General features: G+C 63.2%; 25 protein-coding genes. 12 read left to right on the top strand and 13 right to left on the bottom strand.

The features are described from left to right. The first annotated feature begins 107 nt into the window (after positions 1 to 107). On the top strand, positions 108 to 566 hold the full coding sequence (locus tag BHD07_RS03665) for an Rrf2 family transcriptional regulator (protein WP_100669785.1): 459 nt from the start codon (positions 108 to 110) through the stop codon (positions 564 to 566). Beyond that, the gene (locus BHD07_RS03670) at positions 556 to 1461 is read left to right on the top strand and encodes an NAD(P)/FAD-dependent oxidoreductase (RefSeq protein ID WP_100669784.1); all 906 of its coding nucleotides are present in this window, start codon (positions 556 to 558) and stop codon (positions 1459 to 1461) included. Before BHD07_RS03665 ends, BHD07_RS03670 begins: the two co-directional genes overlap by 11 nt. Positions 1462 to 1465: 4 nt before the next feature. Here BHD07_RS03670 and BHD07_RS03675 read toward each other — a convergent pair whose 3' ends face one another. From BHD07_RS03675 to ubiE, 4 genes are all read right to left on the bottom strand, one after another. Continuing rightward, positions 1466 to 2071, bottom strand: a complete 606-nt coding sequence (locus BHD07_RS03675; RefSeq protein WP_100670032.1) for an ankyrin repeat domain-containing protein — start codon at positions 2069 to 2071, stop codon at positions 1466 to 1468. A 104-nt stretch (positions 2072 to 2175) separates the two neighbouring features. Continuing rightward, the gene (locus tag BHD07_RS03680; protein ID WP_100669783.1) at positions 2176 to 2955 is read right to left on the bottom strand and encodes an SDR family oxidoreductase; all 780 of its coding nucleotides are present in this window, start codon (positions 2953 to 2955) and stop codon (positions 2176 to 2178) included. Between the two features lie 87 nt (positions 2956 to 3042). Further along, positions 3043 to 4617, bottom strand: coding sequence for a 2-polyprenylphenol 6-hydroxylase (gene ubiB / locus BHD07_RS03685; RefSeq protein WP_100669782.1), 1575 nt, complete (start codon positions 4615 to 4617; stop codon positions 3043 to 3045). Between the two features lie 4 nt (positions 4618 to 4621). After that, on the bottom strand, positions 4622 to 5398 hold the full coding sequence (ubiE, locus tag BHD07_RS03690; protein WP_100670031.1) for a bifunctional demethylmenaquinone methyltransferase/2-methoxy-6-polyprenyl-1,4-benzoquinol methylase UbiE: 777 nt from the start codon (positions 5396 to 5398) through the stop codon (positions 4622 to 4624). 181 nt (positions 5399 to 5579) lie between these two features. On the opposite strand from ubiE, the gene mutM reads away from it, so the two are divergent. The 8 genes from mutM (at position 5580) to BHD07_RS03730 (ending at position 13421) form a co-directional block, all read left to right on the top strand. Beyond that, entirely contained in the window at positions 5580 to 6485 is a 906-nt protein-coding gene (gene mutM, locus BHD07_RS03695; RefSeq protein ID WP_100669781.1) for a bifunctional DNA-formamidopyrimidine glycosylase/DNA-(apurinic or apyrimidinic site) lyase, read from the top strand. 53 nt (positions 6486 to 6538) lie between these two features. Further along, positions 6539 to 7312 (top strand): enoyl-CoA hydratase, encoded by a 774-nt coding sequence (locus BHD07_RS03700; protein ID WP_100669780.1) that lies wholly within the window; start codon positions 6539 to 6541, stop codon positions 7310 to 7312. Between the two features lie 191 nt (positions 7313 to 7503). Continuing rightward, positions 7504 to 7770: a 30S ribosomal protein S20 gene (rpsT, locus tag BHD07_RS03705; protein ID WP_003527759.1), complete on the top strand. Its 267-nt coding sequence runs from the start codon at positions 7504 to 7506 to the stop codon at positions 7768 to 7770. Between the two features lie 1003 nt (positions 7771 to 8773). Beyond that, complete coding sequence (dnaA, locus tag BHD07_RS03710) at positions 8774 to 10216, top strand: chromosomal replication initiator protein DnaA (RefSeq protein ID WP_033047210.1); 1443 nt, start codon at positions 8774 to 8776, stop codon at positions 10214 to 10216. A 124-nt stretch (positions 10217 to 10340) separates the two neighbouring features. Further along, entirely contained in the window at positions 10341 to 10715 is a 375-nt protein-coding gene (locus BHD07_RS03715) for a YciI family protein (protein ID WP_018093976.1), read from the top strand. Then, entirely contained in the window at positions 10712 to 11983 is a 1272-nt protein-coding gene (locus BHD07_RS03720; RefSeq protein ID WP_100669779.1) for an RNA polymerase sigma factor, read from the top strand. The genes BHD07_RS03715 and BHD07_RS03720 overlap by 4 nt, the downstream gene beginning before the upstream one ends. Positions 11984 to 12056: 73 nt before the next feature. Beyond that, positions 12057 to 12539 carry an SRPBCC family protein gene (locus tag BHD07_RS03725; protein ID WP_100669778.1) on the top strand — a complete coding sequence of 161 codons (483 nt, stop codon included), beginning with the start codon at positions 12057 to 12059 and terminating at the stop codon, positions 12537 to 12539. Between the two features lie 15 nt (positions 12540 to 12554). Beyond that, on the top strand, positions 12555 to 13421 hold the full coding sequence (locus BHD07_RS03730; protein WP_100669777.1) for a nuclear transport factor 2 family protein: 867 nt from the start codon (positions 12555 to 12557) through the stop codon (positions 13419 to 13421). A 16-nt stretch (positions 13422 to 13437) separates the two neighbouring features. On the opposite strand, the gene hemW is transcribed toward BHD07_RS03730, so the two are convergent. The 4 genes from hemW to rph form a co-directional block, all read right to left on the bottom strand. Further along, positions 13438 to 14619 (bottom strand): radical SAM family heme chaperone HemW, encoded by a 1182-nt coding sequence (hemW, locus tag BHD07_RS03735; RefSeq protein ID WP_198516590.1) that lies wholly within the window; start codon positions 14617 to 14619, stop codon positions 13438 to 13440. An 11-nt stretch (positions 14620 to 14630) separates the two neighbouring features. Then, on the bottom strand, positions 14631 to 15275 hold the full coding sequence (gene rdgB / locus BHD07_RS03740) for an RdgB/HAM1 family non-canonical purine NTP pyrophosphatase (protein ID WP_018093981.1): 645 nt from the start codon (positions 15273 to 15275) through the stop codon (positions 14631 to 14633). Positions 15276 to 15305: 30 nt separating this feature from the next. Then, positions 15306 to 15719, bottom strand: coding sequence for a VOC family protein (locus BHD07_RS03745; protein WP_018093982.1), 414 nt, complete (start codon positions 15717 to 15719; stop codon positions 15306 to 15308). Positions 15720 to 15840: 121 nt separating this feature from the next. Beyond that, positions 15841 to 16560 (bottom strand): ribonuclease PH, encoded by a 720-nt coding sequence (rph, locus tag BHD07_RS03750; protein WP_018093983.1) that lies wholly within the window; start codon positions 16558 to 16560, stop codon positions 15841 to 15843. A gap of 257 nt (positions 16561 to 16817) precedes the next feature. Between rph and hrcA the strand changes: the two genes are divergently transcribed. Next, positions 16818 to 17897, top strand: a complete 1080-nt coding sequence (gene hrcA / locus BHD07_RS03755; RefSeq protein ID WP_003527730.1) for a heat-inducible transcriptional repressor HrcA — start codon at positions 16818 to 16820, stop codon at positions 17895 to 17897. A 158-nt stretch (positions 17898 to 18055) separates the two neighbouring features. Continuing rightward, entirely contained in the window at positions 18056 to 18682 is a 627-nt protein-coding gene (gene grpE, locus BHD07_RS03760; RefSeq protein ID WP_026168514.1) for a nucleotide exchange factor GrpE, read from the top strand. A gap of 121 nt (positions 18683 to 18803) precedes the next feature. Here the strand turns inward: grpE and ptsN are convergent, their stop codons facing one another. From ptsN to BHD07_RS03785, 5 genes are all read right to left on the bottom strand, one after another. Beyond that, complete coding sequence (ptsN, locus tag BHD07_RS03765; protein ID WP_100669776.1) at positions 18804 to 19268, bottom strand: PTS IIA-like nitrogen regulatory protein PtsN; 465 nt, start codon at positions 19266 to 19268, stop codon at positions 18804 to 18806. Between the two features lie 174 nt (positions 19269 to 19442). Then, positions 19443 to 20015: a ribosome hibernation-promoting factor, HPF/YfiA family gene (gene hpf / locus BHD07_RS03770; RefSeq protein ID WP_100669775.1), complete on the bottom strand. Its 573-nt coding sequence runs from the start codon at positions 20013 to 20015 to the stop codon at positions 19443 to 19445. A 263-nt stretch (positions 20016 to 20278) separates the two neighbouring features. Further along, positions 20279 to 21823 carry an RNA polymerase factor sigma-54 gene (gene rpoN, locus BHD07_RS03775; protein WP_100669774.1) on the bottom strand — a complete coding sequence of 515 codons (1545 nt, stop codon included), beginning with the start codon at positions 21821 to 21823 and terminating at the stop codon, positions 20279 to 20281. A gap of 174 nt (positions 21824 to 21997) precedes the next feature. Continuing rightward, positions 21998 to 22804 (bottom strand): LPS export ABC transporter ATP-binding protein, encoded by an 807-nt coding sequence (gene lptB, locus BHD07_RS03780; protein ID WP_379937238.1) that lies wholly within the window; start codon positions 22802 to 22804, stop codon positions 21998 to 22000. Positions 22805 to 22823: 19 nt separating this feature from the next. Further along, positions 22824 to 23384 (bottom strand): LptA/OstA family protein, encoded by a 561-nt coding sequence (locus BHD07_RS03785; RefSeq protein WP_018093989.1) that lies wholly within the window; start codon positions 23382 to 23384, stop codon positions 22824 to 22826. Position 23385 lies beyond the last annotated feature (1 nt).

The raw sequence follows: 23385 nt of genomic DNA on the forward strand, positions 1-23385 counted from the left end.
GGCGACCCTACTCGACCGTCTTCCCGCACGCAATTGCGCACCTGATTTCGAGTGCAGGCCGAATTTGAAGCTTGACTTTCCGCGCTTCACGTAACACGTTGAGTTACATGAAACGCGATAGCCGACTTTCCATTACTTTGCATGCGCTCCTCCACATGGCGGAGCGTGAAACCATCACCTCGGAGGAGTTGGCAGCCTGCCTCTCCACCAATCCCGTCGTGGTCCGACGCACCATGGCGGGTTTACGGGAAGCGGGTCTCGTCCGCTCCGAAAAGGGGCATGGCGGAGGCTGGTCGCTCGTGCGCGATCTCGCAACCATCAGCCTTGCGGACGTGCATGCCGCGCTCGGTGAACCGCCCGTGTTTGCGATCGGCAACCGAACCGAGGCTCCCGGCTGTGTGGTGGAGCAGGCGGTCAATGCCGCGATGGACGGAGCGCTCCGGGATGCCGAGGCGCTTCTCATGCAGCGATTGGAACGAATAAGCCTCGCAGATCTTTCAAACGATTTCCAGCGACGAATGGCGATCCGTCGCCAGCAGATGAAGGAGCAGAACCATGGCGGTTGATGTGATGCCGGTAGACGTGGCGATCGTGGGTGGAAGCTATGCAGGGCTGTCGGCGGCATTGCAATTGGCCAGAGCCAGACGCTCCGTGGTCGTCGTCGATGCGGGCGCGCGCAGGAACCGCTTTGCCGAATCGTCGCATGGGTTCCTCAGCCGGGACGGCGAGGCGCCTGCGACGATCGCGGCGCACGGCCGGGAACAGTTGCTGGCCTATCCCAATGTGCGTTTCGTCGAAGGAACGGCCGATACGGCGCGCCGCGACGGCGCCAATCTGGTCGTCTCGGTGCAGGGCGAAAAGATCGCGGCGCGGCGGCTGATCCTGGCAACGGGCGTCGTCGATGAGCTGCCGTCGATACCGGGGCTTCAGGAACGCTGGGGCCGCGCCGTCTTTCATTGCCCCTATTGCCATGGTTATGAGCTAGGGCAGGGCCGCATCGGCGTTCTCGCAACCGGTGAGTCCAGTTTTCACCAGGCCATGATGCTGCCGGACTGGGGGCCGACCACCCTTTTCGCCAATGGAGCGTTCGAGCCCGATGCCGCTCAGGCCGCCATGCTGGAAGCGCGCGGTGTGGAGATCGAAAGGGAGAGGGTCGTCGCTGTCGACGGAGCGAAGGCGAGCGTGGTTCTCGATGGCGGCCGGACCGTTTCTCTCGAAGGCCTGTTCGTCGCGTCGCGCACCCGCATGGCGAGCGATCTGCCTGCAGCGCTCGGCTGCGAATTCGAGGACGGGCCGCTCGGACCCTATATCCGGACGAACGAGGCAAAGGAGACGAGCGTCGAGCGCATCTATGCCTGTGGCGATGCCGCGCGGGGCGCGGGCTCGGTCTCGCATGCGGTCGGCGATGGCGTCACGGCAGCCGTGGCCGCGCATAAATCACTGATTTTCGACGTACATTGAGCCTTCATTCCGCCGTTTGATGAGCGCCGGCGGCGAGGAGGAGGCGCTCGATCCGCCGGAACCCTCGCCTTTTAGCATGGGCGAGGGGCGTAACGCCTTCGCCGTCCGCCAGGTCGACATCCGCACCGGCCTCGATCAGCAGCCTGACGATCTCCGTATGGCTGTCGCCTCCGCTGCCGAGGATGATCGCCTCGAGGAGCGCCGTCCAGCCGAGGCGGTTTACATGGTCGACGGCAACCCCGGCATCGATCAGCGTCTTCACGGTTTCGACATGGCCGCGCTCGGCGGCCGGAATGAGGGCGGTGCCGCCGTAGCGGTTGGTGCTTTTGAGATCGGCGCCATGCGCGAGCGTCATCTTCAATATTTCGAGATGGCCGCGCGCGCCGGCATAGAGATAAGGGCTGTCCTCGATGCGGTCCTTGGCATTGACGTCGGCGCCGGCCGCGATGAGAGCCCTTGCGGCCTCGATATTGTTCTCATGCGTGGCGATGAGCAGGGCCGTCGCGCCTGTTTCGTCGCGGGCATCCACGTGTGCGCCGCGCTCTACGAGAGCGCTGATTTCGGCGGCATTGCCCAGCCGGGCGGCCGTGAGGAGTTCTTTATCCAGCATGGCAGCCTTCGCGACCCCTGTTAGACTGAAAAGAGTGACGAGAGCGATGACGGCGTAGCGCAACAGGCCTCGTGCAGCCGATCTCTGAAGCGGGATGAACATGGTCAGAGCATCGAACGGCTGAGCCCGCCGTCGACGGGCAGCGCAATCCCGGTGATGTAGGCGGCCTGGCGGCTTGCGAGAAAGGCTGCGGCAGCACCGAACTCGGCCGGCGTCCCATAGCGCCCGAGCGGAATTTCCGACTGGCTGCGCATTGCAACGGTTTCGACGCTGACGCCCTCGGCCTCCGCATCCATGCGATCGAAGCTCAGGGTCCGGTCCGTCGCAAGCCGGCCGGGCAGGAGCATGTTGACGGTCACGCCGTCGGCTGCCACCTCGCTGGCGAGCGTCTTCATCCAGCCGGCAAGCGCGCTGCGCAACGCGTTGGACGCCGTCAGGCCAGGGATCGGCTCGCGGATGCTGGTGGAGGCGACGGCAACGATGCGGCCGAAGCGGCGCTCCCGCATCGACGGCAGCAGGCGGTGCGAAATGCGCATGCCGGAAAGCACCATCGCCTCGAACTGGGCCCGCCAGAAGCCGGGATCGATGTCGGCAGCATTCGTCGGCGGCGGACCGCCACCGTTCAGCACGAGAATATCGATCTGTCCGAATGTAGCGGCGAGCCGATCGAGGAAGGGGTCGACGACTTCAGGCTTTGCCAGGTCCAGCGAAAAGCCGGCAGCATTCGGGCCGATTTCCGCTGCGGCCTTGGCTGCGGTTTCGACGTTCCGGCCGGTCAGCGCGACCGCAACGCCTTCCCCCGCAAGCGCTTCGGCGATACCGCGCCCGAGCCCTTTGCTGCCACCGAGAACGAGCGCCTTTTTGCCGCTAATGCCGAGATCCATATTCCTTCCTCCTGCTTTGATCGATGGCAACGCCTGGCTGCCTGGCACTTCTCCCCGGCCGGCTGGCAAGGCGGCCCGCCGCTCCGTTCACGCAAGCTGCCAGGCGATGTAGACGAGCGTCGCCGCGATAAGCCATAGCGCGGTACGGCCCGAGCGCGTATGGCGCGCCTCGGCTCTGCCGATCGCTTCCGCGGTCTCCGGATCGAAGCGCAGGCCGTTCTCGCTCATTGCCATGATTTCCGCCGAGAACCGCTCGGTCCGGGCTGCGATCTCCGGCAGCGCTTCGGCAACCCGCAGCGCCGCATGAACGCCGTCGCGCAGGTCGGCGACGATGCGTTTCGGCCCGAGATTGTCCCTTATCCACTTGCCGACCACCGGTTCGGACGCCTTCCACATGTTGAAGCGCGGATTGAGCGTTCGGGCGACGCCCTCGACGACGACCATCGTCTTCTGCAGCATCACCAGTTCGGGGCGGGTCTGCATGTCGAAAAGTTCGGTGACCTCGAACAGCAGCGTCAGCAGCTTCGCCATCGAGATCGTCTCGGCCGGCTGGCCGTGGATCGGCTCGCCGATGGCGCGGATCGCCTGGGCGAAGCTTGCCGCGTCGTGGTGCGAGGGAACGTAACCGGCCTCGAAATGCACATCCGCGACGCGCTGATAATCGCGCATGATGAAGCCGTAGAGGATCTCGGCCAGGAAGCGTCGTTCCTTCCGGCCGAGGCGGCCGACGATCCCCATGTCGACGGCGACGATATGGCCCGCATCGTCGACGAAGAGGTTGCCCTGATGCATGTCCGCGTGGAAGAAGCCGTCCCGGAGCGTGTGGCGCAGAAAGGACTGGATCAGCGTTTCGGCCAGGCGGTTCAGGTCGTGGCCGGCCCTTTTCAGCCCTTCGATGTCCGACATCTTGACGCCGTCGATCCATTCCATCGTCACGACGTCGCGGCCGGTGCGCTCCCAATCGACCCTGGGCACGCGAAACCCGGAATCCTCCCTGGTGTTCTCGCCAAGTTCGGAAAGCGCCGCGGCCTCGAGTCTCAGATCCATTTCGACCTTGGTCGTCTGCTCCAGCGTCTTCGTCACCTCGACCGGCCTCAGGCGGCGCGTATAGGGCAGGAATCGCTCCTGCATGCGCGAGACCAGATACATGGCCTCGATGTCGGCCACAAAGCGTTGGCGCACGCCCGGGCGGATGACCTTGACGGCCACCCTTTCGCGTCTGCCGTCGCGCATGACCACGGCGGGATGAACCTGGGCGATCGATGCGGCTGCGATCGGCTCGGAGAATTCGACGAAGAGCTCGCCGACGGGGCGCCCGAGAGACGCCTCTATCGCGGCCCTGGACGCGCTCTCGGGAAAAGTCGCCATGCGGTCCTGGAGCAGCGAGAGGTCGGCGGCAAGTTCGGCGCCGACCACGTCCGGGCGGGTCGCGAGAAACTGGCCGATCTTGACATAGGAAGGGCCGAGCCGTTCCACCGCCCGGGCGAGGCGGCCGCTGCGCGCACCGAACCGGGCCTCGCGGCTGGCGAGCAGGCCGGCGAGCTTCTGCACGAATCGTGCGAGCGGGGGCAGGTGTTCGGAGGGGACCGCGGCAAACGCATTCTCGCGCGCAAGGACCCAGCCGATCCGTATGAGACGGAAATATGCTCCGGGAGTGCTCATGCGCTCAGATTTTCCAGCCGGAATGCAGCGCTGCGATGCCGCCGGTATAATTGGTGAAGGAGACGCGGGCGAAGCCGGCATCACGGATCATGGCGGCGAAATCACGCTGGTTCGGAAACTTGCGGATCGATTCCACCAGATATTGGTAGGGCGCATCGTCGCCGGTGATGAGCTTGCCGAATTTCGGAATCGCATTGAAGGACCATGCGTCGTAGAAGCGGTCGAGCAGCGGCATCTCCACTTCGGAGAATTCGAGCACGAGGAGCCGGCCGCCGCGCTTCAGCACGCGGTAGGCCTCCTTGAGCGCGACCTCGATGCGCGGCACGTTGCGGATGCCGAAGGCGATCGTGTAGGCGTCGAATGAATTCGCCGCGAAGGGCAGGTCTTCGGCGTTGGCCTCTACGAAGTCGAGATTGGCGTCGATCCCCTTCTTGCGGGCGCGCTCGGCGCCCACCGAGAGCATCGAGCCGTTGATGTCGAGGACGGTCGCATGGGCCTTGCGCCCGGAGCGCTCGACGATGCGGAAGGCGATGTCACCGGTGCCGCCGGCGACATCGAGAACCCGATAGCCCTCGCGGCTCGGCGGGTTGAGCGCCGCGATCATCGCATCTTTCCAGACGCGGTGCAGCCCGGCCGACATCACGTCGTTCATGATGTCGTAGCGTTTGGCGACCTTGTGGAAGACGTCGTTGACGAGCGGCTGCTTCTCGCCCGTGCCGACTTCGCGGAAACCGAATGAGGTCTCCATTCCGCCCCTCGCCGATACGCGCTCATCCGCCATACGAAACTCCACTTCAACGAATTTTGCCGGCACCATAGCGAAATCGCTCCGTGCACGCTATCTGAGCGAGAGGCGACCGGCTGCCGCATGCAGCGGGATATAGGCTATCGACGGCGTCATGGGAATGGCGTGCCGCTCATGCGGGCGGGTGCGATGAATAAAGGATGAAGGAACACGGCCGATGCCGGAATTGCCCGAGGTGGAAACGGTCAGGCGCGGACTGGCGCCGACCATGGAGGGTGCGCTTCTGGTGCGGGCGGAGTTGCGCCGGCCGGATCTGCGCTTTCCGTTCCCCGAGAATTTCGCCAACGCGGTCGCGGGCCGCCGCATCATCGCCCTCTCGCGGCGCGCCAAATATCTGATGATCGAGCTCGAGGGCGGCGACGTCATCATCGCCCATCTCGGCATGTCCGGCTCGTTCCGGATCGAGAAGGGCCCGATAGAGGCTGGCGCGAATCCGGCCACGCCCGGCGCCTTCCACCACCCGCGCGGCAAGGACGAGAAGCACGATCATGTCGTCTTCCATCTCGATGGCGGCTCCGGTCCGGCACGGGTGATCTATAACGATCCGCGTCGCTTCGGTTTCATGGATCTGGCACGGCGCTCTGCGCTCGCCGACCACGTCTATCTCCGCGGCCTCGGCGAGGAGCCGACCGGCAATGCCCTCGACGCCGCCTATCTCGCCGCCCGCTTCGCCGGCAAGGTCCAGCCGCTGAAAGCCGCTCTTCTTGACCAGAGGACGATCGCGGGGCTCGGAAATATCTATGTCTGCGAGGCGTTGTGGCGCTCGGGCCTCTCGCCGAAAAGGGCGGCAGGCACGCTCGTCGACAGGCGGGGCCGCCCGAAACAGGCGCTGATTGCACTGACGGATAGGATCCGCGCCGTGATTGCCGATGCGATCGCCGCCGGCGGCTCCTCGCTCAAGGATCACATTCAGGCGGACGGCAGTCTCGGCTATTTCCAGCACAGCTTCTCCGTCTATGACAGGGAAGGCGAGGCTTGCCGCACGCCCGGCTGCCACGGTACGGTCGCCCGCATAGTACAGGCGGGACGTTCGACCTTTTATTGTCCGCACTGCCAGAAATAGGGCGGCATGGCACATTCCGCTCAATCTTGCGACAACGCGTGAAGGAGACGGGAATGAGTTACGAGACGTTGCTGGTCGAAACGCAGAGCCGGGTGGGCCTGATCACGCTCAACCGGCCGCAGGCGCTCAATGCGCTGAATGCGGTGCTGATGCGCGAGCTCGATGCCGCGCTGAAGGCCTTCGATGCCGACAGGGACGTCGGCGCCATCGTCCTTGCCGGCTCCGAGAAGGCCTTTGCCGCCGGCGCGGACATCAAGGAGATGCAGGGGCTCGATTTCGTCGACGGTTACCTCGCCGATTTCCTTGGCGGCTGGGAGCATGTCGCGAACGCCCGCAAACCGATGATCGCCGCCGTATCCGGTTTCGCGCTCGGCGGCGGCTGCGAGCTCGCCATGATGTGCGACTTCATCATCGCCTCCGAAACGGCGAAGTTCGGCCAACCGGAGATTACGCTCGGCGTCATTCCCGGCATGGGCGGATCGCAGCGCCTGACCCGCGCAGTCGGCAAGGCGAAGGCCATGGACCTCATTCTCACCGGCCGCATGATGGACGCGGCGGAGGCCGAGCGCTCGGGGCTCGTTTCGCGCGTGGTGGCTCCGGACAGGCTCCTGGAGGAGGCGCTCGACGCCGCGAGGAAGATCGCGTCATTCTCGCTGCCGGCGGCTATGATGGCCAAGGAGGCAGTCAACCGCTCTCTGGAACTGACGCTCGCCGAGGGCCTGCGCTTCGAGCGGCGGCTCTTCCAGTCGCTTTTCGCAACGGAGGACCAGAAAGAGGGCATGGCCGCCTTCGTCGCCAAGCGCAAAGCCGAATTCAAACACAGGTGAGCCACGGACAGGACTCTGTTTTCTCAAATTGCGCGTTGACGTGCGGGCGGTTTCCCTTTATACGCCGCCCTCAGTTTGGAACGCCCTCGTTCGAGGCTTTCCGATAATACTCCCGAATTGCTTGTATGACAGGTCGCAGTGACCCGGCACGGCGAGGCGGAGTCCATGTCAGTTTTCGAAGAGAGGCATCAATGGCCAATACAACTTCGGCGAAAAAGGCGACCCGCAAGATCGCACGCCGTACCGCAGTGAACAAGGCCCGTCGTTCGCGCATCCGCAGCTTCGTCCGCAAGGTCGAGGAAGCGATCGCTTCCGGCGATCAGGCACTCGCAGCCGCTGCCCTGAAGGCGGCACAGCCGGAGCTGATGCGCGCCGCCACAAAAGGCGTAATGCATTCCAACACGGCATCGCGCAAGGTTTCGCGCCTGGCACAGCGCGTGAAGAGCCTTTCGGCCTAACCCGGCTAAGAAAAAAGCTGTTGATGAAGCGCCCGGCGTTACTGCCGGGCTTTTCCGATTCGTGCCGTCGTCAACGGTGCGCGCGATTGACCTGGTCACGCTCGTGTCAATCCCGTGACAAAAAATACGCAGTTTTTTCAGTGGGTTATGAGAGGTTGCGGCAAAAATGTGGTCTCGCGGCGCGGGCGGATTGAGTCCGAAGTGAGTCAAGCCATTTTTTATTTTTTTTCTTTTTCGCCAGCTAAGCAAGAACACAAAAAACAAAACCCTTGATTCAACAGGGATTCTCGCCGGACTCGGGAGCGGCATGCAAAACACGGCACGAGAGTCAACTGTCGACGCTTACGAGCGGGTAAAAAACGCCATTGATCTTGCCGGGCGATCCTGCCTAAATGCCTTCCACAGGGGACACAGATCACATCTGTACGAGGAAGTTTAAGGGTCATTCCAATCGGGGTGACTTTGGGCTTTCCGTCGCCTGTGGCGGGGTTAATTCCACGTCGATCAATCAAACAAGTCGAGACGATAAAACCGGGCGAGCCTTCGCACCGGAGCGAGGACGTTTCGTCTTATGGTTGCCGGCCGGGCTTAGCCTTGCGAATGCATGGGATAGGAAGAAGGAGGCTCGGGCTGTCCGCTACGTACGAGGGTGCGGTCAGCCGACAACGAGGAAAAACGGTTCTGGTCGGCTTGAAAATAGCCGTGCAGAATCGGTAAGGCGAAGTGCGAGGGGACATTTGCTTGAGGCGAAGGCGAGCGAATGAGCGCAGCGCGCCGTGACGGGATATGAGGAGCCCGGGTTCGGTGCGTATCAGAGCGTCCGGCTGACGCGGCATGGCTTTGAGCGGCCGTGGCGGGCGGACATAAAGATGAGGCCGCCAGAAATGACGGCGTCGGAATAATGAAATTGGAAGGCGGCAAGATGCGGATGAATTTGGCGACGGCACCTGAAGGTTTTCAGGCCGGAAGCAATCAGTCTCAGGCGGCGGGGGAAAAACACGACATGCGGCATGACGCACTGTTTGAGCGGGTAAGTGCGCGCTTGAAAGCCCAGGTCGGACCGGATGTCTTCGCAAGTTGGTTTGGACGCCTCAAGCTCCATTCAGTGTCGAAAAGCGTCGTGCGCCTCTCGGTCCCGACGACTTTTCTGAAGTCCTGGATCAATAATCGCTATCTCGATCTGATCACCACGCTCGTCCAGCAGGAGGACGGCGAAATACTGAAGGTGGAGATCCTCGTGCGCACTGCGACCCGCGGTCATCGCCCGACGGCTCCTGAGGAGAGCGTTGCCGCGGTTGCCGAAGCGGCGCCCGTCTCTCCTTCCCGCCGTTCGGCGGCCCCCTCCGTGGCAATTGCCGCCGCCACGGTTGCGGCAGCTCCGGCGAGACCGGTCCAGGCGCCGCTTTTTGGCTCGCCTCTCGATCAGCGCTACGGTTTCGATAGTTTCGTAGAGGGCTCGTCGAACCGGGTCGCGCTCGCGGCAGCGCGTACGATTGCCGAGGCCGGCGCCGGCGCCGTGCGCTTCAATCCGCTCTTCATCCATTCGAGCGTTGGTCTCGGCAAGACGCATCTCCTGCAGGCGATCGCTCTCGCGGCCCTCCAGAGTGCGCGCGCGCCGCGCGTCGTCTATCTGACGGCCGAATATTTCATGTGGCGTTTCGCGACGGCGATCCGCGACAACGACGCGCTGTCGCTGAAGGAATCGCTTCGCAACATCGACCTTCTCATTATCGACGACATGCAGTTCCTGCAGGGCAAGTCGATCCAGCACGAGTTCTGCCATCTGTTGAACATGCTGCTCGACTCCGCCAAACAGGTGGTCGTCGCCGCGGACCGTGCACCCTGGGAGCTGGAATCGCTCGACAGCCGCGTTCGCTCGCGCCTGCAAGGCGGCGTGGCGATCGAGATGGAAGGGCCGGACTACGAGATGCGCCTGGAAATGCTGAAGCGTCGTCTCGAAGCGGCGCGCCAGGACGATGCCTCGCTCGAAATTCCGCCCGAGATCCTGAGCCATGTCGCCCGCAACGTGACAGCCAGCGGCCGCGAACTCGAGGGCGCCTTCAATCAGCTTCTCTTCCGTCGCTCCTTCGAGCCGCAGCTCTCGATCGAGCGGGTCGACGAACTGCTCGGCCATCTCGTCAATGCCGGGGAACCGCGCCGCGTCCGCATCGAAGATATTCAGCGCGTGGTCGCCAAGCACTACAACGTCTCGCGTCAGGAACTGGTTTCGAACCGCCGCACCCGCGTCATCGTCAAGCCGCGCCAGATCGCCATGTATCTGTCGAAGACACTGACCCCACGCTCCTTCCCCGAAATCGGCCGCCGCTTCGGCGGGCGCGATCACACGACCGTGCTCCATGCGGTGCGCAAGATCGAGGAACTGATTTCTGCCGACACCAAGCTCAGCCACGAGATCGAGCTTTTGAAGCGACTGATCAACGAATAGAATCAGGTAAGCTCGAAGTTACGAAAAGCCCGGTCCGCCGGGCTTTTTTGTTGAGCGTTTTTTTCGCCCCGCTTGTCGGCTATCAATACCGCCATTCGTCTTCAGACCAGAGCGGAGATTTTCAATGCTTTACGCCGTGCTTTGCTACAACGATGAAAGCGTCACCAGTGCCTGGAGCAAGGAGGAGGACGAGCGGGTCATGCGTGATCTGAGCGCCGTCCAACGCAAATATGTCGAAGCGGGCAAGCTGGGGCCCGTAGCGCGCCTGGTGCCGACGACGGCGGCGGCGACGCTGCGCCACAGCGCCGGCGAGACGATCGTCATCGACGGCCCCTTCGCCGAGACCAAGGAACAGTTGCTCGGCTTCTACCTGATCGATTGCGCCTCGCTGGACGAGGCGCTCGACTTCGCGCGCGATCTGAGTAACGCCAATCCGAGCACGGGCTCCTACGAAGTCCGGCCGCTCGCGCTTTATAAACCCGGTGAGTTGCCCTCATGACCGACACAGGCTGGATCGATCTTGCTCTTGTTTCCGCGCGGCCGCAGGCAATGGGTGCGCTGCTGCGCTACTTTCGCAATCTCGATCTGGCGGAGGAGGCATTTCAGGAGGCCTGTATCCGGGCGCTGAAAAACTGGCCCCGTACCGGTCCGCCGCGCGATCCCGCCGCCTGGCTCATCTTCGTCGGACGCAATAGCGGCATCGACAAGGTGCGGCGGCAGTCGCGCGAGACGGCGCTGCCCCCGGAGGAACTGCTCTCCGATCTCGAAGACCGGGAGAGTGAACTCGCCGATCGCCTCGACGGGGCGCATTACCGCGACGACATCCTGCGGCTGCTCTTCGTCTGCAGCAATCCGACGCTTCCGGCAACCCAGCAGATCGCGCTTGCACTGCGCATCGTATCGGGGCTCTCCGTCAGGCAGATCGCCCGTGCCTTTCTCGTCAGCGAAGCCGCGATGGAGCAGCGCATCACCCGCGCCAAGGCCCGCGTGGCGGCCGCCGGCATCCCGTTCGAGACACCCGATGCCGTCGATCGCGCCGAGCGGCTCGCTGCGGTCGCGACGATGATCTATCTTGTCTTCAACGAGGGCTATTCGGCGATGAACGGCGCCGAGGGCGTCTCCGCCGATCTTTGCGACGAGGCGATCCGCCTGTCGCGGCTGCTGCTGCGGCTGTTTCCCGCCGAGCCGGAAATCATGGGACTGACGGCACTTCTGCTGCTCCAGCATTCGCGCGCCCGCGCGCGCTTCGATGCCAATGGCGCCGTCGTCCTGCTCGAAGATCAGGATCGGCGGCTCTGGAGCCGGCCGATGATTACCGAGGCGCTGGCGATGATCGACAAGGCAATGCGCCATCGCCGCCCCGGGCCTTACCAGATACAGGCAGCGATCGCCGCCCTGCATGCCCGCGCCGAACGTCCGGAGCAGACGGATTGGGAGGAGATCGACCTCCTCTACCAGGCGCTCGAGCGCCTGCAGCCCTCTCCGGTCGTCACGCTCAATCGCGCGGTCGCCGTCTCCAAACGGGAGGGACCAGAGGCCGCGCTGGCCATGGTGGAGCCCCTTGGGGAGAGGCTTTCCGGCTATTTCTATTATCATGGCCTGCGCGGCGGCCTTTTGAAGCAACTCGGCCGGGCATGCGAGGCGCGCGCCGCCTTCGACCGGGCGATCGCGCTGGCCACTAACGCGGCCGAAGCGGCCTATATCCGCATGCAGCTCGATCACCTCGCGGCCGAGCCGGCGACGGTCGCGGAAGAAGAAGAGCGATAATTTTTTCTGACCCCTGTCGGCAGGCGGCATCCTCTTTCGTCCTTGGAATGAACCAACATGGAGGAATTCGAAAATGACTGCAGCGACCGACACCAATTCCGGCGGCGAACGCGAACTGGTTCTGACCCGGCTGATCGATGCCCCGCGCGAGAAGGTCTACCGGGCCTTCACCGAAGCCGGGCTTCTGAAGCAGTGGTTCGCCCCTCTGCCGTGGACGATCACGGAAGCGGAGCTCGACGTCAGGGCGGGCGGCATCAACCGCTTTGTCATGCGCTCGCCCGAGGGCGAACTCTATCCTAATCAGGGCGTCTATCTGGAAGTCGTGCCGAACGAGAAGATCGTCGTCACCGATGCCTTTACGGAAGCCTGGAAGCCGTCCGAGAAGCCGTTCATGACGGCGGTCATGACCTTCGAGAACGAGGGCGGCAAGACCCGCTATACGGCCCGCGCGCTCCATTGGAGCGTCGAGGACCGCGATGCCCATGAGAAGATGGGCTTCCACGAGGGCTGGGGCCAATGCGCCGATCAGCTTGCAACACTCGTTGCGAAACTCTGAGAGGAGGACGGGGTCATGACCATTACCGGGAGCAGCAATGCGGCCATTGCGGAAATCGAGGAGGTAATCGGGGGCTGGGCGGAGGCGCTGCGCCGGAAGGATGCCGCCCGCGTCCTCGCCCACGGCACGGACGATTGCCTCGTCTTTTCCCTGGCGCCGCCCCTCAAGGCCTCCGACGCAGATGCCGGCGGCCTCGAGCAGTGGTTCTCCACGTGGAAAGGACCGCTCGGCTTCACCCTTGAGGATCTCGACGTTTCGGTGAGCGGCGACGTCGCCTTCGCCACTGCGCTGACGCATCTTTCCGGCGAGAAGCACGATGGTCAGAAGGCGGCGCTCTGGTATCGCCTGACCTTGGGCCTGACGCGCACCGACAAGGGATGGAAGATCGCCCATCAGCACGAATCCGTTCCCTTCTACATGGACGGGAGCTTCAAGGCGGCGATCGACCTCGATCCCCGATCCGAGGTCGACTGGCAAGCACCGTCGCGCCCGCCCATGCCCGGCGTCATCGCCTATCTCAACGTGGAGGATGCAGATGCGGCGGCGGCCTTCTACGTCCGCGCTTTCGGCGCCAAGGAGGAGGACCGCAAACTTGCCCAGGACGGAAAGCGCCTCATCCACTGCCACCTGACGATCAACGGCGGCGCATTGATGCTGAACGATCCCTTCCCGGAATTCGGCCATCCCTGGAAGCCGCCGGAGGGCTTCGTGCTGCACCTCGTCGTCGACGACGCGGATTTCTGGTGGAAACGGGCGGTGGAGGCCGGCGCGGAGGTGACGATGCCGCTGGAGATCGCCTTCTGGGGCGATCATTACGGCCAGCTCAAAGATCCCTTCGGGGTTACCTGGGGGATCGTCGCACCGGTAAAGGAAGGCGGTTGAACCGCTCGGCCCGCGATCAGCAGGCGAGGTCGGCCACCACGGCGTCGAGGATCAGCATTCCGGCGGGCGTGCAGCGCAGCCGCGAATTGCCGATCCGTTCGATGAAACCATGCTCGATCAGGAACTCTTCCCGGGCCGGATCCGGATCGCGGCCCGAGAGGGTCTGCCAGCGGGCGAGATCGACGCCTTCGCGCAGCCTCAACCCCATCAGCAAAAGCTCATCGGCCTGCGCCTCGAAATCGAGCAGTTCCCGCTCGATCAGGCCTTCGCCGCATTCTTCGACGCGTTGCAGCCATGCCTCGGGGTTGCGCTCGGTTGCGGTCGCGATCTTGCCTGATCCGATCGCCAGCCGCCCGTGGGCGCCGGGGCCGATGCCCGCATAGTCGCCGTAGCGCCAATAGGTGAGGTTGTGCCGGCTCTCGGCCCCCGGCCGGGCATGGTTGGAGACCTCATAGGCCGGCATGCCGATCGCCGCGGTGATCTCCTGCGTGGCCTCGTAGAGGACAGCCGACTGCTCGCCATCCGGAACGACGAGCTTGCCTGCCTTGTGCAGGCCGTAGAAGGGCGTCCCTTCCTCGATGGTAAGCTGGTAGAGCGACAGATGATCGACGGCGTAGGAAACCGCCTCCTTCAGTTCGCGCTCCCATTCCTCGACCGTCTGGTTCGGCCGCGCATAAATCAGGTCGAAGGACATCCGCGGAAAGATCTCGCGGGCGAGCCGCACGGCCTTCAACGCATTCTCGACATCGTGCAGCCGCCCGAGAAATTTGAGGTCACGGTCGTTGAGAGCCTGGACGCCGAGCGAGACGCGGTTGACGCCGGCCGCCCTATAGCCGCGGAAGCGCGTCGCCTCGACGCTGGAGGGGTTCGCCTCCATGGTGATCTCGATGCCATCGGGCACGTGCCAACGCCGGGCAATGCCGTCGAGGATCGCCTCCACCGTCTGAGGCTCCATCAGCGACGGGGTACCCCCGCCCATGAAAATGCTGGTGACGGTTCTCGGACCGGAAAGCGCGCGCACCGCAGCCATTTCCTTCAGAAATGCGGCGACGAAGCGAGGCTGATCCACCGGCTGGTGGCGCACATGGCTATTGAAGTCGCAATAGGGGCATTTCGCCGCGCAGAACGGCCAGTGCACATAGACCCCGAAACCGGGATCCATGCCGTCACCGATCGCTGAAAGCGGGGCTATCTGCATCGTCTCTCTACTCAGGCGCCGAGACAGGTTTCGGCGAACAGCTTGAATGCGCGTGCGCGGTGCGACAGAGCCTCGGGATCGCCGGGCTTCCAGCCATGCTTCTCCTCCGCACTCATTTCGCCGAATGTGGTGTCGTAGCCCTTCGGTTGGAAGACCGGATCGTAGCCAAAGCCGCTGGTGCCGCGCGGCGGCCAGACGACATAACCCTCGACCTCGCCGCGAAAGAGCTCGACATGCCCGTCCGGCCAGGCAAGGCAGAGAACGGACACGAAGCGTGCGGTACGGCTTTCGGGCGTCACCGCACCCTTGTCGCGGAGCGCCTCTTCGACCTTTTCCATGGCCATCTGGAAGTCGCGGCTGCCGTCCTCACGTTCGGCCCAGTTGGCCGTGTAGACGCCGGGGGCGCCGCCGAGCGCGTCGATGGCAAGACCGGAATCGTCCGAAAGCGCCGGCAGTCCGGAAGCCCTGGCCGAGGCGAGCGCCTTGATCGTCGCGTTCTCCTCGAAGGTCGTGCCGGTCTCTTCCGGCTCGACGAAATCGAGATCGGCTGCCGATTTCGCCTCGAAGCCGAGCGGCCCGATGAGATCGCGGATCTCACGGATCTTGCCGGCATTATGGCTCGCGACGACGAGCGTCTTGTCGATCAGTCTGCGCATCTGTTCCGTTCCGTTCAGGTTCTGCCGAAATCAATCCTTGGCCCAGAGGCCCGCTTCCGCGCATTCCAGGCTGTTGCCGGCCGGATCGCGGAAATAGAAGGAGCGGGCGCCGTTCGGCCAGCGGACATCCGCCTCGATCGAAACTCCGGCTGCCTCCAGTTTCGCCTTCCAGGCATCGAGTGCCTCGGCGGCGACCCGGAAGCACATGTGCCCGTTGCCCTTCGTCCCGTGCGGAGGCACGGGAAGTGCGCCCGGTGCAGGCGGCTTCACCGTCTCCGCCGGGTTGAAGATCAACAGCACGCCTTCGCCGCAGCGGAAGAAGACATGGCGGCTACCGGCGCGCGTGATCCTTTCAAGGCCGAGGACCGTTCCGTAGAAGGCCTCGGCCTGGTCGAGATCGTCCGCGTAAAGCGCGGTTTCCAGAATGCCTTCGAATGTCGGCACCGGACCGGTTCCTCTCAAGTGATCCAGAGCACTTCCGGAAAGCCATGACGGTGTTCCGTCCGGAGGTGCATATTGTCGAAGCGTCAGATCATCTCACTGCTGCCGTGCAGCAGAGAGCAGTCTAGCCTGCTATCGCCTGCTTCTGCATTTCGACGAGTTCGGCAATGCCGTTCTTGGCGAGCAGCATCAGGCTTGCAAATTCTTCTTCGCTGAAGGGCTTGCCTTCCGCCGTTCCCTGGATCTCGACCAGGCCGCCGCTGCCCGTCATCACGAAATTGGCATCCGTCTCCGCAGCCGAGTCTTCGAGATAATCGAGGTCGATGACCGGCTGATTGGCGAAGATGCCGCAGGAAATGGCGGCCACATGATCTTTCAGGACCTTCTCCAGCTTGACCATGTTGCGCGCTTCCATCCACTTCAAACAGTCGTGGAGGGCGATCCAGGCGCCGGTGATCGACGCAGTGCGCGTGCCGCCGTCGGCCTGAAGCACGTCGCAGTCGATCGAGATCTGACGTTCGCCGAGCGCCGGAAGATCGACCACGGCTCTGAGCGACCGCCCGATCAGCCGCTGGATCTCCTGCGTGCGGCCGCTCTGCTTGCCGGTCGCCGCCTCGCGCCTCATGCGCTCGCCGGTCGCGCGCGGCAGCATGCCGTATTCCGCGGTGATCCAGCCCTTGCCGCCGTTGCGCAGCCACGCCGGAACTTTTTCCTCCAGGCTGGCGGTGCACAGAACATGCGTGTCGCCGAAGCGTACCAGGCAGGATCCTTCCGCATGCTTGGAGAAATTGCGCTCGAACGAGACCTTGCGCATTTGGTCGATTTTTCTGCCCGATGGCCGCATCGTCAACTCCTGTCGATCCCGACTGCATGTTCCTTCGAGTCCTGTTCGGTTCAAGGACAAGACCATGCAGAATTCAAAGTGCTCCAGCGGCCTTTGCGCGTCTGAAGACACGCGGCGCTTTCGTGAGCCTTCTAGATCATGGCGTGGGCAAAGGGAACCGCTTGATGTCGAAGCTTCGCAGTGATTTTTCCCTTTTGCCATTCCCCGTGCGGATCACTATATTCTTTGCGAACACGGGATACTGATCACGGAGTGACATGGTACTGCGCAACCCTGGAACGAAGGGGATCGCATCGGCGCTGGACGAGCGCTCCGGCGAGATCTTCCGCCGCATTGTCGAGAGCTATCTTGAAAGCGGGGAGCCGCTGGGCTCGCGCAATCTCTCTCGGCTGTTGCCGGTGTCGCTGTCGCCGGCCTCGGTTCGCAACGTGATGAGCGATCTCGAGGATCTGGGCCTGATCTATTCCCCCCATGTCAGCGCCGGCCGGCTTCCGACGCAGCTGGGCCTGCGCTTCTTCGTGGACGCCTTCATGCAGGTGGGCAATCTCTCGCCGGAGGAACGCGCCTCGATCGAAAGGCAGGTTCACCCGGGAAATCGCGACCGGTCGGTCGAAAACCTTCTTACCGAGGCGAGCCAGATGCTGTCCGGCATGTCGCGCGGCGCAGGTCTCGTCATCACCACCAAGAGCGACCCCGTTCTCAAGCATGTCGAGTTTATCCGGCTGGCGCCGACCAAGGCGCTGGCGGTGCTCGTCGGCGAGCACGATCAGGTGGAGAATCGCATCATCGAGCTGCCGGCCGGGATCACCAGCGCCCAGCTCACCGAAGCGGCGAACTTCGTCAACGCTCACCTTGCCGGTCAGACGATCCCCGAACTGCGGACGCAACTGGAAAAGGTCAAGGAGACGGTGCGCGGCGAGCTCGACGCGCTCTCGCAGGACCTGGTCGAGCGTGGGCTGGCGATCTGGTCCGGAAGCGAGGGCGACGGCCAGCCGGCGCGGCTGATCGTCAGGGGCCGCGCCAATCTGCTCGAAGGATTGGAAGGGACGGATGACATTGAGCGGCTGCGCATGCTCTTCGATGACCTCGAAAAGAAGGACAGCCTGATCGAGATCCTCAACCTCGCCGAGAGCGGCCCGGGCGTGCGCATCTTCATCGGTTCCGAAAACAAGCTGTTTTCACTCTCCGGATCCTCGCTGATCGTCGCTCCCTACCGCGACAGCGACGACCGTATCGTCGGCGCGGTCGGTGTCATCGGGCCGACCCGGCTCAACTATTCCCGCATCGTTCCCATGGTCGATTACACCGCGCAGCTCATGTCGCGGCTGTCGCGCTGAGCGAATCCTTTTGATCGATGCAGCAATCGACCCTTGATTTTTCGGGCCCAAACATCGATATCGGGCTTCAAATCCAGGCAACAGAACGTTCAAGCAAAGCGACTTCCGCTGGTTTGATGATGCCGAACAGAGCAAAAGACAGAAATTCGGAGAACGTCATGACCGACGAAACGAACAAGAACGGACCCGAGGCCGCGGCGCCTGAAGAATTCGAAACAGCCGCTGAGCCGCAAGCCGCGGAGAAGCCGGAGGCGGATGCTTCCACGACCGCGCCAGATCCGCTTGAGCTTGCCAGGGCCGAGAGTGCGGAACTGCGCGACAAATATCTTCGCCTCGCTGCGGAGATGGACAACCTGCGCCGGCGCACCGAACGTGACGTGAAGGACGCGAAGTCCTATTCCGTCGCGGGCTTCGCGCGCGACATGCTGGCGGTCTCCGACAACCTGCGCCGCGCGCTGGATGCGATTCCGGCCGACGCCAGAGAGGCGGGCGATGCCGGCCTGAAAGCACTCATCGAGGGCGTGGAGATGACCGAACGGTCGATGCTCGCGGCGCTCGAGCGTCACGGCGTGAAGCAGCTGGACCCCACCGGTCAGAAGTTCGATCCGAATTTCCACCAGGCCATGTTCGAGGTCCCGAACACCGAGGTCCCGAACAACACGGTCGTCCAGGTGGTCCAGGCGGGATACACGATCGGCGAGCGCGTTCTGCGCCCGGCGATGGTCGGTGTTGCTAAGGGCGGCCCGAAAGCCGCGTCCTCTGAAAGCGAGACGCCTGCTGCCTGACGGCGCATGAATGCGATTTGCGAAGGGCCGCGCACTCTGCCAGGTGCGCGGCCCTTCGTCATTGTTCGAAATATCGCATGCTCTTCCAACCGGCTCCGGCAGGACAGCAGGCAGAAGATACTCAGGCAGCGTGCGAGGTCGTGTCGTCGCTAAGCAGCGTGTAGATCGCGCTTGCCGAGTCGCTCGCTCGGATACGCGACACCATGTCGTGGTCGCGCAGCACGCGGGCGATGCGCGAGAGCGCCTTGAGGTGGTCGGCGCCGGCACCTTCCGGTGCAAGCAGCAGAAAGACGAGGTCGACCGGCTGGTCGTCCAATGCTTCGAAATCCACGGGCGTATCGAGCCGCGCAAAGATACCGACGATCGACGGCAGACTGCTGAGCTTGCCGTGCGGGATGGCGATGCCGTTGCCCACCCCGGTCGAGCCGAGTCTTTCTCGCTGCAGGATGACGTCGAAGATCTCCCGCTCCGGAAGACCGGTGAGCTTCGATGCTTTTGCCGCCAATTCCTGAAGGAGTTGCTTCTTCGAGTTGGCCCTCATGGCCGGGATGATCGCATTTTGATGCAGCAAGCCTGCCAATGCCATTCTTTTATCCTCGTTCGCCGGTTAGAGCCTGGCAATCTCATCACAAATGCGCCGTGATGGCTCTACCCATCTTTGTCTTGGCGGGTCGAATGCACAGAAAAGTCGAGCTTTTCCGCCGTCCCGCTGATCGGAAAGACGGGGGACGCCAGTCCGGCTGGCTTCCCCCATCCCCACTCATGCCTTGATATTGGCGGCGTCGATCCAGCCAATATTCCCATCGTTGCGCCGATAGACGATGTTCAGGTCATCCTTGCCGGGGCTGCGGAACATCAGCACCGGTTCATCCGTCATGTCCAAGGCCATAACGGCATTGGCGACGGACATTGTTCTCAACTGTTTCGTTGTTTCGGCAACGATCGTCGGCGCATAATCGTCGGGGACTTCCTCGTCCTCGAAGGGCACCGAGTCCATCACTCGATAGGCCACTTCGGTGGCATTCTGCCCGTTGCCGTTGTGATGGTCCTTGAGCTTGCGCTTGTAGCGCCGGAGCCGCTTCTCGATGCGCTCCGAAGCCGCGTCGAAGGCTGACTGTGGCTCGTTCGCCTGACCGTTTGCCTGCAATACCACGCCCGTATCGAGATGAAGCTTGCAGTCGGCGCTGAATCGCGACCCTGACTTTTCCACAGTGACCTGGCTCGAATATCCTCCGTCGAAATATTTGGTTACGGCCTGCTCGATCTGCTCGCCGATGCGGACGCGAAACGAATCGCCGATTTCCATATGTTTACCGGATACACGCACACTCATGGAGTTTCCTCTCTTGTTCGTGAATTGCGTGCCCAGTCTATTCCAAGCGCCCCCGTCATCCAAGCACTTCAGCGACGGGAGTCCCGAACAACCGAAATCGTGAGCGCGCGCTGCCTCTATGCAAGCGCGGCGGCCTCATATCCGCTGTACCGCGCAGAGTCAATTGCGCGTCGTGGGATTAAACGTTCATCGAGCCCCGGCGGTTCCGCAGGCGAGAGCCCAAAGCGCAACCGGCTTATGCGCTTGCGGCCGCCCGGAAATGCTCAGAATGCCGTGGTTTTGGCCAGCGCGCGTTTCTCGCGGCGGCGCTGGACGGATGAAGGGATGCTCATCGTCTCGCGATATTTTGCGACGGTGCGTCTGGCGATATCGACGCCGGCTTTCTTGAGGACGTCGACGATATCGTCGTCCGAGAGCACGGCATCGGCGCTTTCCTGATTGATCATCGTGCGGATGCGATGGCGCACGGACTCGGCCGAATGTGCATCGCCGTTTTCCGCCGAGCCGATCGAAACGGTGAAGAAATATTTCAGTTCGAAGAGCCCGCGCGGGGTCAGCACGTATTTGTTGGAGGTGACCCGGCTCACCGTCGACTCGTGCATCTTGATCGCATCCGCGACGATCCTGAGGTTCAGCGGACGCAGGTGGCCGACGCCGTTGACGAGAAAGGCGTCCTGCTGCCGGACGATTTCGCTTGCCACCTTCATGATCGTCCTGGCGCGCTGATCGAGGCTGCGCGTCAGCCAGTTCGCATTTTGCAGACACTCGTTGAGAAAGGCCTGTTCGCCGCTGTTCTTCCGGCTGGAGCGCGATATTTCGGTGAAATAGTCGTGGTTGACGAGAACCCGGGGCAGGGCATCCGGATTGAGCTCGACCAGCCAGCCGCCATCGGGTGCGGCGCGCACGACGACGTCGGGAACGATGGCCTCGAAGACACCGGTTTCGAAGCTGGTGCCCGGTTTCGGATCGAGCTTGCGGATCTCGGCGAGCATATCGACCAGGTCTTCCTCGTCGACGCCGCAGATCTTCTTGAGACTTGCGAAATCGCGCCGTGCCAGGAGCTCGAGATTGGCCACGAGCGCTTCCATCGCCGGGTCGAGGCGATTGCGGGCGCGCAGCTGAATGGCAAGACATTCGCCGAGCGTGCGCGCAAAGACCCCCGGTGGATCGAACTGCTGAAGCACCTGCAGCACGCGCGCCACGTCCTCGCCGGCCGCGCCCAGCTTCTCGGCCGTCTCGGCGAGGTCGGCGTGCAGGTAGCCGGCATCGTCGAGCTGGTCGATGAAGTGCAGGGCGATCAGCCGATCGGAGGCAGTGCTGAGTGCGAAGGGCAGCTGCTCGGCGAGCGTCTCCCTCAACGTCTTGCGGCCGGCAACGAAATCGTCGAGATCGTAGCCCTCGGCGCCGCCGGCGCCCGGCATGGATTTCCATTGGCCGAGAAGCTCGGGCGCATCCGCCCGCTGCGGCGCCGTATCGTCGGGGAAGACGTTGGCGAAGTCGGCGTCAAAGCCTTCGCTGAGCCTCTCGCCGGATCTCGACATGGCGCTGTCGTAAAGATCGCTCTGACCTGCCGCTTCGTCGGTCTCGCCGCCGGTCTCAGCCGGATGCGGACTGGCATCCTCGCGATCCGATGTCGTTGCCTCATCGGCCGATTGGACCTCCAGCAGCGGGTTCTTCTCGACTTCCTGCGCGATGAAATGGCTGAGCTCCAGATGGTTCATCTGAAGCAGCTGGATCGACTGCATCAGCTGCGGCGTCATGACCAGCGACTGCGACTGTCTCAGATGAAGGCTGGCGGACAAGGCCATGCTGGCGTGAAACTCCCGTCGAGTTCTCCGAGCCGTGTCCGCTTGGACGGGCCCATTTTTTAGTTGGCCCAAAAATTGCTTATTACTGGAATTTGGTCAAGCACGGACGGCGGCGGAGGTGCCGATTCAGCCGGCGGTCGTCCGTTCTGCCGGAATGCACGCTGCCGGCAGATGTCAGAGGCTGAAATTGTCGCCGAGATAAAGCCGGCGCACGTCCGGATTGGTGACGATGTCGTTGGCGCGGCCATGCGTCAGCACTTCGCCGGCATGGATGATATAGGCCCGATCGATCAGCCCGAGCGTCTCGCGCACATTGTGGTCGGTGATGAGGACGCCGATGCCGCGCGACGTGAGGTGACGCACGAGCGCCTGGATATCGGCGACGGAGATCGGATCGACGCCTGCAAAGGGTTCGTCGAGCAGCATGAAGGTCGGGTCGGTCGCAAGCGCACGGGCGATTTCGAGGCGCCGGCGTTCGCCGCCCGATAGCGCGATGGCCGGCGATTTGCGCAGGTGCGTGATCGAAAATTCACCAAGCAGATCGTTGAGCTTGCTCTCGCGGCGGTCGACGTTCTCGTCGTGAACCTCCAGCACCGCGCGGATGTTATCCTCGACCGTCAGCCCGCGAAAGATCGAGGCCTCCTGAGGCAGGTAGCCGACGCCAAGGCGCGCCCGGCGATACATGGGCATCGTCGTGACGTCGTTGCCGTTGATCTCGATCGAGCCCTCGTCCACCGGCACGAGGCCGGTGATCATGTAGAAGCAGGTCGTCTTGCCTGCGCCGTTCGGACCAAGCAGGCCGACAGCCTCGCCGCGGCGCACGACGAGCGAGACACCGTTGACGACGCGGCGTGAGCGGTATGATTTCGTCAGGCCCCGGGCAATCAGCGTGCCGTCGTAGCGCGCCTTGTCGACCGCGCGGGCAGCTGTCGCTGCCGCCGACGGCTTTTTGCCCCGTTTGCGTTTTTGGAGGAAAGGAATCTGCACGAGCGGGTCTATGTCAGTTCGTCTTGCGGGACTGCGGATCGAGCTGGATCTGTACGCGGCCGCCGCAGGCGTCGAGCTGCGCTTCGCCGGTGTCCATCTGGACGTTCAACTGGCAGCCCACGAAGACGTTCTTGCCTTCCGACAGCACGACCTTCTTGCCCTTGAGCACGATCGTCTGGTTGGTGAGGTTGACGATGCCGCTTTCGCCCGTCGCCTGTTGCGCACCGGAGCTGAGGAACACCTTGTTGCTGACCTCGATCCGATCGATATCGGCGTTGCCGCTGGTGACCGAGCCGCCACCCGCCTTGTAGAAGACGGTCATGTTGCCGGCCTGCAGCGTCGTCGTGCCCTGTACGACCTTCACATTACCGGTGAAGATCGCCTTGCTTTCCGGATCCTTGATCTCAAGCTTGTCGCTCTCGATCTGGATCGGCTGGTCGTTCGAAAGCTGAAGGCCCTGCATGCGACTGGAGGTTGCCTGCGCGAGGGCGGCGGAAGCAATCAGCGAAGCGCCGAGCCCGGCCACGGCCAGAGCGGCTGAAATCCTTATGAGAGCGGCAGGTTTGACCGACATG

Origin of the sequence: Sinorhizobium sp. KGO-5 (assembly GCF_036245905.1) — a bacterium.
Taxonomy (GTDB): domain Bacteria; phylum Pseudomonadota; class Alphaproteobacteria; order Rhizobiales; family Rhizobiaceae; genus Sinorhizobium; species Sinorhizobium meliloti_A.